Here is a 10,047-nt window from a genome sequence, read left to right as displayed (position 1 = left end):
GGGCTCATCGGGCGTGCTGCGGATGAAGCCCCCGGCCTCGGCGAAGTTGGTGGTGAGCAGGCCGCTGCGCGAACGCCGCCACTCACCGATGCCGCGCAGCATCCGGACCAGGCCGGCCGGCGACAGTCCGAACAGCTCGGTCGCTTTCGGCACCTCGACCACCATCACCACGTCGGGATGGTCGTGCAGGTTGGCCCCCACGCCCGGCAGGTCGCGCGTCACGGCGATGCCCAGGCCGCGCAGGTGCCCGGCCGGGCCGATGCCCGAAAGCATGAGCAGCTGCGGTGAACCGAAGGCGCCGGCGCTGAGCACCACCTCGCCGCCCGAGCGCAGCGTCAGCGTCTTCAGCGGCCCGCGCCCGCCGTCCGGCCGGAGCTCGATGCCCGTGGCGCGCACCTGCCCGTCCACCACGTCGGTCAGCACCCTCGTGGTCAGGGTGCCGGTGAACACCTGCAGGTTGGGCCGGTCCAGATGCGGCGTGACATAGGCCTTGGCCGCGCTGAAGCGCTCGCCGTTGCGGTGCGTGACCTGGTAGACACCGATGCCCTCCTGCTGCGGGCCGTTGAAGTCGGCGTTGACCGGGTAACCGGCCTGCCGGCCCGCCTCGATGAAGTGCGCCAGAAACGGGTTGGGGCTGCGCAGGTCCATCACGTTCAGCGGCCCGCCCTGTCCGTGCCAGTCGTCGGCGCCGCGCTCGTTGTGCTCGGCGCGCCTGAAATACGGCAGCACCTCGGCGAAAGACCAGCCCGGGTTGCCCTGTGCGGCCCAGTCGTCGTAGTCGCGCGGGTGGCCCCGGGTGTAGATCATCGCGTTGACGGAGCTGGAGCCGCCCAGCACCTTGCCGCGCGGCTGGTAGCCCCGCCGCCCCGCCAGACCCGGCTGCGGCACCGTCTGGTAGCCCCAGTTGAAATGCCCGGTTTTGGCCAGTACCGCCAGGCCGGCCGGACAGTGGATCAGCACGCTGCGATCGGCCGGCCCGGCCTCGACCAGCGCCACGCGGTGGCCCGGGTCCTCGCTCAGGCGGCCGGCCAGCACACAGCCGGCGGAGCCGCCGCCCACGATGATGGTGTCGAACATGGCTGCTGTCTCCTGCATCGGGCATGATGCCCGGTCGGTGCGCGACAATCGGTCGCCAAGTTAGCACACCTGTTTTCTTTTTCCTTTCATCGACTTGCAGGAGTTACCCTCATGAGCAGCATCCAGACCGTCGGCATCGTTGGCGCCGGCACCATGGGCAACGGCATTGCGCAGGCCTGCGCGGTCAGCGGCATCCGCGTCGTCATGGTCGACATCGCCCAGGCGGCGGTGGACAAGGGCCTGGCCACCATCGCCGGCAGCCTCGACCGCCTGATCAAGAAGGACAAGCTGGACGCCGAGGGCAAGGCCCGGGCCCTGTCTCTGATCCAGGGCAGCACGCAGTACGAGGACCTCAAGGGCGCGCAACTGGTGATCGAGGCCGCCACCGAGAACGAAGCGCTCAAGGTCAAGATCCTGCAGCAGCTCGACGGCCTGCTGGCGCCCGAGGTGATCGTGGCGACCAACACCAGCTCGATCAGCATCACCAAGCTGGCCGCCACCACCCAGCGCGCCGACCGGTTCATCGGCATGCACTTTTTCAACCCGGTGCCCATGATGGCGCTGGTGGAGATCATCCGCGGCCTGCAGACCAGCGACGCCACCCATGACACGGTCAAGGCCCTGGCCGAAACCCTGGGCAAGACGCCGATCACGGTGAAGAATTCCCCCGGCTTCGTGGTCAACCGCATCCTGGTGCCGATGATCAACGAGGCCTTCTTCGTGCTGGCCGAAGGGCTGGCCACGCCGGAGGAAATCGACGAGGGGATGAAGCTGGGCTGCAACCACCCGATCGGCCCGCTGGCGCTGGCCGACATGGTGGGGCTGGACGTGTGCCTGGCGGTGATGAACGTGTACTTCGAGGAGTTCAACGACTCCAAGTACCGCCCCTGCCCGCTGCTCAAGGAAATGGTGGCGGCCGGCTGGCTGGGCCGCAAGACCGGCCGCGGCGTCTACACCTACTGAGGCCACAAGCCGCCGGGCCGGCCAGGTCCCTGATCAAGGCTTAAGATTCCCCCGATGCCGGCCCGCATGGTGTGCCGGCCCTGGGGGAACTCATGAGCACTTTCGATTTTGACCTGTTCGTCATCGGCGGCGGCAGCGGCGGTGTGCGTGCCGCCCGCATGGCCGCGCAACGCGGCGCCCGCGTGGCCCTGGCCGAAACCCTGGGCGAGGAAGGCCTGGGCGGCACCTGCGTCAACGTCGGCTGCATCCCGAAGAAGCTGTACAGCTACGCCGCGCACTACCACGCGGCCTTCAGCGAGGCGGCCGGTTATGGCTGGGAACTGGCCAGCCCCCCGCGGCTGGACTGGGCCACCCTGAAGGCCAACCGGGCCCGGGAGATCAGCCGCCTCAACGGTGTCTACGACAACCTGCTGCGTGGCAGCGGGGTCACCGTGTTCCATGGCTTCGCACGCATCGACAGCGCCCATGACATCACGCTGGCCACTCTCCATGCAGATGGCTCCCCCGGTCACCAGACCCTGACCGCGGCGAACATCCTGATCGCGACCGGCGGCACGCCCCATGTGCCGCACTTCTCCGGGCGCGAACACGTGATCACCTCCAATGAGGTGTTCGATCTGGAGCCCTTCCCGCAGCGCCTGCTGATCGTCGGCGGTGGCTACATTGCCTGCGAGTTCGCGTCCATCTTCAACGGCCTGGGTGCCCGGGTGGTGCAACTGTACCGGGGCGAGCAGGTGCTGCGCGGCTTCGACGACGAGATCCGCCATTTCGTGGCCACCGAGATGCGCAAATCGGGCGTGGACCTGCGCCTGAACGCCGGCGTGGTCGACATCCGCAAGACCGCGGATGGCCTGCGTGCCGAACTGGAAGACGGCAATGTGGTGCTGGCCGATGCCGTGCTGTACGCCACGGGCCGCCAGCCCAATGTGCAGGGGCTGGGCCTGGACAAGGTCGGCGTGACCCAGGGTGCGCAGGGCGAGGTGATCGTCAACGGGCATTACCAGACCAATGTGCCTTCGATCTGGGCGGTGGGCGACGTGACCAACCGGGTGCAGCTCACGCCGGTGGCCCTGGGCGAGGCCATGGTGGTGGTCGACCAGCTCTTTGGTCCGGCGGCCGGCCGGGCCGCGCGCCAGATGAGTTACGAGTACATCCCCACGGCCGTCTTCACGCACCCGAACATCGGCACCGTGGGCCTCACCGAGGCCCAGGCGCGCGAACGCTTCGGGGCCGTCACCGTCTTCCGCAGCGAGTTCAAGGCCCTGCGGCACACGCTCTCGGGCAGCAGCGAGCGCACCCTGATGAAACTGGTGGTCGACACCGCCAGCGACCGCGTGGTCGGCCTGCACATGGTCGGCGCCGACGCCGGCGAGATCGTCCAGGGTTTTGCCGTGGCCATGAAGGCCGGCGCCACCAAGGCGGTGTTCGACAGCACCATTGGCATCCATCCCACGGCCGCCGAGGAATTCGTGACCATGCGCGAGCCGGTGCGCTCCTGACGCTGCGGCATCACGACCCATGGGCAGCCGCCAGGCGGCCCGTGCCCGATGCCGGCCGGTGCGTGCGGTCTGCGGCGGCGCTGTCACATTCCGGTTGGCATGACGGTTCACAATAGATCCACCATGCTCCACACACCCGACTTCATGGCCCCGGCGCGCTTTCGCGATGCCGACGCCGCCCTGGCCCAGGTGCAGGCGATCTACGACCACAACATCGGTTTCCTGCGCCAGGCCTTGCGCGATTTCGTGGCCGGCGACGCCGGCCCCGATACCCGCGTGCGCGCCTGCTACCCGTTCGTGCGCCTGCACACCCACAGCACCCGGCTGCAGGGTGGTCACCAGCGGCGCCTGAGCTACGGTTTCGTGGCCGAACCGGGCCGCTACGAAACCACGCTGACACGACCGGACCTGTACGCCGACTATTACCGGGAACAGTTCCGCCTGCTGCTGGCCAACCATGGCGGCGAACTGGAAGTGGGCACCAGCACCCAGCCCATCCCGGTCCATTTTTCGTTCGCCGAGCACGATCACGTCGAAGGCGACATGGACGCCGCGCGCCGTGCCCTGATGCGCGACGTGTTCGACCTGCCGGACCTGACCGTGATGGACGACGGCATCGCCAACGGCACCCACGAGGCGGGGCCCGGGGAGGCACAGCCGCTGTCGCTGTTCACCGCGCCACGGGTGGACTACTCGCTGCAGCGCCTGCGCCACTACACCGGCACCGCGCCCGAGTGGTTCCAGAACTTCGTGCTGTTCACCAACTACCAGTTCTACATCGACGAGTTCATCAAGCTCGGCCGCGCCGAGATGGCACGTCCCGACAGCGACTACATCGCCTTCGTCGAACCCGGCAACGTGATCACGCGCCGCGCCGGCCTGGACGCCGAACCCGTCGACGCCCTGGGCGTGGTGCCCCCGCGGCTGCCGCAGATGCCGGCCTACCACCTGCTGCGCGCCGACCGCAGCGGCATCACGATGGTCAACATCGGCGTCGGTCCCGCCAACGCCAAGACCATCACCGACCACATCGCCGTGCTGCGCCCGCACGCCTGGCTGATGCTGGGCCATTGCGCCGGCCTGCGCACCAGCCAGCAACTGGGCGACTACGTGCTGGCCCACGCCTACGTGCGCGAGGACCACGTGCTCGACGAGGAGCTGCCGCTGTGGGTGCCGATCCCGGCGCTGGCCGAGATCCAGGTGGCGCTGGAAGGCGCCGTGGCCGAGGTCACCGGCCTGGCACCGCACGAGCTCAAGCGCATCATGCGCACCGGCACCGTGGCCAGCACCGACAACCGCAACTGGGAACTGCTGCCCACGCGCAACATGCCCAGCACGCCGCAGAGACGCTTCAGCCAGAGCCGCGCCGTGGCGCTGGACATGGAGTCGGCCACCATTGCGGCCAACGGCTTCCGCTTCCGCGTGCCCTACGGCACGCTGCTGTGCGTGAGCGACAAGCCGCTGCACGGCGAGATCAAGCTGCCGGGCATGGCCAACCACTTCTATCGTGAGCGGGTCGACCAGCACCTGCGCATCGGCATCCGCGCCATCGAACGGCTGCGCGCCGGCGGCATCGACCAGCTGCACAGCCGCAAGCTGCGCAGCTTTGCCGAGGTGGCGTTCCAGTGAGCACCGCTGCCGGCTTTACAGATCATTCACACAAGCGAAACGGCCCATATCCGATGACCACACACAATGGAGGCATGGATCTCGACCTTCTTCCCACCCGCCGGCACGCCAGCCGTCAACGGCCGGCAGCGGTTCTGGCGATGGCCGCAGCCCTCGTGATCGCCGGCTGCGCCTCGCCCGCGACGCAGCGCAACGCCACGTCGGCACTGGCCGTGCCGACGCAGTGGTCGGCCGCAGCCACCGGTTCGGATGCCACCCCGCTGGCCGACTGGTGGCAACGCTTCGGCGACGACACGCTGCGCCAGCTGGTCGCGGAGGCGCTCGCCGCCAACCCCAGCGTCCGCACGGCCCAGGCAGCGCTGCGCCAGGCACGCGCCACACAGGACGTCACCCGCGCCACCGCCGGCCCTTCGCTGCGCGCCAGCGGCTCGGGCCAGCGCAGCAAATCGGGCGACAACCCGGCGGGCAACCGCTTCCAGGCGGGCTTCGACGCCAGTTGGGAGCCCGACCTCTTCGGCGGCAACGCCGCCGGCATCGCGGCCAGCGAGGCCGACACCCTGGCGTCCGAAACCAGTCTGGCCAACGCCCGCGTGTCGCTGGCGGCCGAGGTGGCGGTCAGCTACATCGAGCTGCGCGGCCTGCAGCAGCGCCTGGCCTTTGCGCAGCGCAGCCTTGCGCTGCAGCAGGAAACCCTGCAGATCACGCGCTGGCGCGTGCAGGCGGGGCTGGCCTCCTCGCTCGACCTGGAGCAGGCCATCGCCTCCACCTCGCAGACCGAGGCACAGATTCCGGCCCTGCAGACCAGTGTGGACCAGAGCATCCATGCGCTGTCGGTGCTCACCGGTCAGCCCCCGGCTGCCCTGCTCGAGCGCCTGTCGGCCGAAGGCGCCATTCCGGCCCCACCGGCCGACCTGGCCCTGAGCCTGCCGGCCGACACGCTGCGCCAGCGCCCCGATGTCGGCACCGCCGGGCACCGGCTGGCCGCCGCCCTGTCGCGGCTGGACCAGGCCGAGGCCGCCCGCTACCCGAGCCTGCAGATTTCCGGTTCGGTGGGGCTGTCGGCCCTGACCCTCAGCGGCCTGGGCAGTGGCGGCGCCACGCTTGCCAATGCCCTGCTGGCCAGCATTTCCATGCCGCTGTTCGACGGCGGCGCCACCCGGGCCCGCATCGAAGCCCAGGACGCGGCGGTCGAGCAGGCCCGGATCGCGTACGAATCGGCGGTGCTCACCGCGCTCCAGGACGTCGAAGATGCGCTGGTGTCCCTGCGGGGCGACCGCGAGCGGCTCAAAAAACTGCAGGTGGCGGCCGAGGCGGCCGCCAACGCCGAGCTGCTGGCCCGCCAGCGCTACAGCAGCGGCCTGATCGACTTCAGCGCCGTGCTCGATACGCAGCGCACGCTGCTGTCGGCACAGGACAGCCTGGCCAGTGCCCGCGCCACCCTCAGCGCCGACCACGTGCGCCTGTACAAGGCCCTGGGTGGCGGCTGGCAGCCCGACACCGCCCCGACCGCATCCCGTTGATACCCACATCCATGAGCGCCAACAAAACCTCCCAAGCCTCCGTCAACCAACTGCTGGGCGAGGATCGCCCGCCGCGCTGGTGGCAGCGCCCCTCCCTGTGGGCCGGTGTGGCCATCGCGGTGGCCGCCGGTGCCGGCTGGTGGTACTGGTCGGGCGTCAAGGCCCGCAACGCGGCGCCGGTGTACGTGACCGAGGCCCTCAAGCGCGGCGACATCACACTGACGGTCGCCGCCAATGGCACGCTGCAGCCCACGCGCTCGGTGAACATCGGCAGCGAGCTGTCGGGCACCGTCAAGCGCGTGCTGGTGGACGTGAACGACCGCGTCAAGGCGGGCCAGGTGCTGGTGGAACTGGACACCGCCAAGCTCGAGGACCAGGTCACCCAGTCGCGCGCGGCGCTGGCCGCCGCCCAGGCCTCGCTCGCCCAGGCCACGGCCAGCCGCAAGGAGGCCGAGGCCACGCTGGCCCGCTACGAGGAAGTGGCGCGGCTGTCGGGCGGCAAGGTCCCCTCGGCCACCGAGCTGGACAGCACGCGCGCCTCGGTCGAGAAGGCCCTGGCCAACGAACGCGCGGCCCAGGCCTCGGTGACACAGGCCCAGGCCTCGCTGTCCACCGCGGAAACCAACCTGTCCAAGGCCTCGATCCGCTCGCCCATCGATGGTGTCGTGCTCTCGCGCTCGGTCGATCCCGGCAACGCCGTGGCCGCCTCGCTGCAGGCCGTGACGCTGTTCTCGGTGGCCGAAAACCTGGCCCAGCTCAAGCTCGACGTGGCGGTGGACGAGGCCGACGTGGGTTCGGTCAAGGCGGGCCAGAAGGCCAGCTTCACCGTCAGCGCCTTCCCCTCGCGCCGCTACCCGGCGGTGATCGAGCGCGTTGCCTACGGCTCCACCACCACCGACAACGTCGTCACCTACACCACGACGCTGACCGTGGACAACCAGGACCAGAGCCTGCGCCCGGGCATGACCGCCTCGGCCACCATCGTGGCCGACGAGCGCCAGGGCGTGCTGCTGGTGCCCAACACGGCGCTGCGCTTCACGCCCACCGGCATGGCCGGCGCGGGTGGCGGCCAGCGAGGTCCCCGCAACGGCGCGGGTCCGGAAGGCGGGCAGGGTCCCGGCACGGGCACCCCTGGCGCTGCACCGGCCGGCAACGGCGGCATCCTGTCCAAGCTGATGCCCCGTGCGCCCCGCTCCGGTGCCACCAAGACGGCCGGCACCGACCGCAGCGCCAGTGCGCCGGGCGGCCGCCGCCGCATCTGGGTGCTGCGCGATGGCCAGCCCGTGGCAGTACCCGTGGTCACTGGCATCAGCGACGGCCGCATGACCGAGGTCAGCGGCGAGGGCCTGTCCGAAGGCGTGGAAGTGATCGTCGAACAGCGCACCAGGATCGCGGGATCATGACCAGCACCGGCACGAACATCCCCCTGATCCGCCTGCGCGGCATCACCAAGACCTACGGCGAGGGCGCCACGGCTTTCCAGGCGCTCAAGGGCGTGGACCTGGACATCGAGGCCGGCGATTTCGTCGCCATCATGGGGCCGAGCGGCTCGGGCAAGTCGACCGCCATGAACACGCTGGGCTGCCTGGATGTGCCCAGCAGCGGCGAGTACCTGTTCCGCGGCGTGCACGTCGAATCGCTTTCGCGCGATGCGCGCGCGCGCCTGCGCCGGCGCTACTTCGGTTTCGTGTTCCAGGGCTTCCACCTGCTGGCGCGCACCTCGGCACAGGAGAATGTCGAGTTGCCCCTGGTCTACCGCGGCGAGCCGGCCGCACAGCGCCACGCGGCGGCCCGACTGGCACTGGAGAAGGTCGGCCTCAAGGGCTGGGAGCACCACACGCCGGGCGAACTCTCGGGCGGCCAGCAGCAGCGGGTGGCCATCGCGCGCGCCATCGTGACCGAGCCCCAGGTGCTGCTGGCCGACGAGCCCACCGGCAACCTCGACAGCCAGCGCAGCCACGAGATCATGGAGTTGCTCTGGCACCTCAACGCCGACCAGGGCATCACCGTGCTGATGGTCACGCACGAACCGGACATGGCCGCCTACGCCCGGCGCATCGTGCGCTTCGTCGACGGCATGGTGGCCAGCGACGAACGCAACGAACCGCTGCTGCTGCGCCCGGCGCAGCCCGCAGCGCAGGAGGCCGCCCATGTGGCTTAACACCCTCGTCCTCGCGCTGCGCTCGATCCGGCGCAACCTGCTGCGCTCCTTCCTGACGATCCTGGGCATCGTGATCGGCGTCAGCGCCGTGATCACCATGGTCACCGTCGGCAACGGCGCCACCATGGCGGTGCAAAGCCAGATCGCGGGCCTGGGCACCAACCTGCTGCAGATCAGGCCCGGCCAGCGCATGATGGGCATGGGCAGTGGCGGCGCGCCCGCGTTCAAGGAAGCCGATGCCGAGGCCATCGCCAGCCAGATCGCGGGCCTGACCGCCGTGGCGCCCGAAGCGCGCAGCAACGCCACCGTGGTCGCCGGCGGCAAGAACTGGAGCACCAGCGTGATCGGCAGCACCAACGCGTGGCTCAAGACCGGCAACTGGAAGATCGTTGATGGTCGCGAGTTCTCCAGTGACGAACTGCGCGCCGGCGCCGCCGTGTGCCTGATCGGCCAGACCCTGCAGCGCGAGCTGTTCGGCGGTGGCAGTGCCGTGGGCTCGCAGTTGCGCGTCAAGGCCATGTCGTGCGAAGTGATCGGCCTCCTCGGCGCCAAGGGTCAGGGCGCGTTCGGCAACGACCAGGACGACGTGGTGGTGGTGCCGCTCAAGACCTTGCAGCGCCGCATCACCGGCAGCACCCGCGTCAACACCCTGCTGGTGTCGATGGCCGACGGCGCCGACCCCGACAGCGTCAAGGCCGGCCTGACGCAACTGCTGCGCGAGCGCCGCAAGCTGGCCGACACCGACCCGGACAACTTCAACGTGCTGGACACCAAGCAACTGGCCGACACGCTCTCGGGCACCACGCAGGTGATGACCATGCTGCTCGGCGCGGTGGCCGCCGTGAGCCTGCTGGTGGGCGGCATCGGCATCATGAACATCATGCTCGTGAGCGTGACCGAGCGCACCCGCGAGATCGGCCTGCGCCTGGCCATCGGCGCGCTGGAGCGCGAGGTGCTGCTGCAGTTCCTGATCGAGGCCGTGGTGCTGGCCGCGCTGGGTGGCCTGGTCGGCATCGTGCTGGCCACCGTGGCCTCGATCGGCCTGTCGGCCATCATGGGCGTGCCCTACCAGTTCAACCCGGGCGTGAACCTGCTGTCCTTCGTGTTCTCGGCCGTGATCGGCGTGGTGTTCGGCTACTTCCCGGCGCGCAGCGCCGCGCGGCTGAACCCGATCGACGCGCTGCGGCACGAGTGAAGG

At 69.8% G+C, this 10,047-nt stretch carries 8 protein-coding genes; 7 read left to right on the top strand and 1 reads right to left on the bottom strand.

Annotation, left to right across the window (positions count from 1 at the left end):
• On the bottom strand, positions 1 to 1,077 hold a 1,077-nt coding region (locus PHQ87_RS11090; protein WP_300234072.1), incomplete at its 3' end, for a GMC family oxidoreductase N-terminal domain-containing protein.
• Positions 1,078 to 1,188: 111 nt separating this feature from the next.
• On the opposite strand from PHQ87_RS11090, the gene PHQ87_RS11085 reads away from it, so the two are divergent.
• The 7 genes from PHQ87_RS11085 (at position 1,189) to PHQ87_RS11055 (ending at position 10,044) form a co-directional block, all read left to right on the top strand.
• Positions 1,189 to 2,040, top strand: coding sequence for a 3-hydroxybutyryl-CoA dehydrogenase (locus PHQ87_RS11085; RefSeq protein ID WP_300234069.1), 852 nt, complete (start codon positions 1,189 to 1,191; stop codon positions 2,038 to 2,040).
• A 92-nt stretch (positions 2,041 to 2,132) separates the two neighbouring features.
• Positions 2,133 to 3,539: a glutathione-disulfide reductase gene (gorA, locus tag PHQ87_RS11080; protein ID WP_300234066.1), complete on the top strand. Its 1,407-nt coding sequence runs from the start codon at positions 2,133 to 2,135 to the stop codon at positions 3,537 to 3,539.
• Positions 3,540 to 3,662: 123 nt separating this feature from the next.
• Positions 3,663 to 5,168 carry an AMP nucleosidase gene (locus PHQ87_RS11075; protein ID WP_300234063.1) on the top strand — a complete coding sequence of 502 codons (1,506 nt, stop codon included), beginning with the start codon at positions 3,663 to 3,665 and terminating at the stop codon, positions 5,166 to 5,168.
• A gap of 74 nt (positions 5,169 to 5,242) precedes the next feature.
• On the top strand, positions 5,243 to 6,688 hold the full coding sequence (locus PHQ87_RS11070) for an efflux transporter outer membrane subunit (protein ID WP_300234061.1): 1,446 nt from the start codon (positions 5,243 to 5,245) through the stop codon (positions 6,686 to 6,688).
• Between the two features lie 11 nt (positions 6,689 to 6,699).
• On the top strand, positions 6,700 to 8,091 hold the full coding sequence (locus PHQ87_RS11065; RefSeq protein WP_300234059.1) for an efflux RND transporter periplasmic adaptor subunit: 1,392 nt from the start codon (positions 6,700 to 6,702) through the stop codon (positions 8,089 to 8,091).
• On the top strand, positions 8,088 to 8,849 hold the full coding sequence (locus PHQ87_RS11060; RefSeq protein WP_300234057.1) for an ABC transporter ATP-binding protein: 762 nt from the start codon (positions 8,088 to 8,090) through the stop codon (positions 8,847 to 8,849). The genes PHQ87_RS11065 and PHQ87_RS11060 overlap by 4 nt, the downstream gene beginning before the upstream one ends.
• The gene (locus PHQ87_RS11055) at positions 8,839 to 10,044 is read left to right on the top strand and encodes an ABC transporter permease (protein WP_300234055.1); all 1,206 of its coding nucleotides are present in this window, start codon (positions 8,839 to 8,841) and stop codon (positions 10,042 to 10,044) included. The genes PHQ87_RS11060 and PHQ87_RS11055 overlap by 11 nt, the downstream gene beginning before the upstream one ends.
• The last annotated feature ends 3 nt before the right edge of the window (positions 10,045 to 10,047 follow it).

This window comes from Hydrogenophaga sp. (assembly GCF_028698005.1).
Taxonomy (GTDB): Bacteria; Pseudomonadota; Gammaproteobacteria; order Burkholderiales; family Burkholderiaceae_C; genus Hydrogenophaga.
Note: the sequence above shows the minus strand (reverse complement) of the source record. Positions and strands in the feature narration are given on the sequence as shown.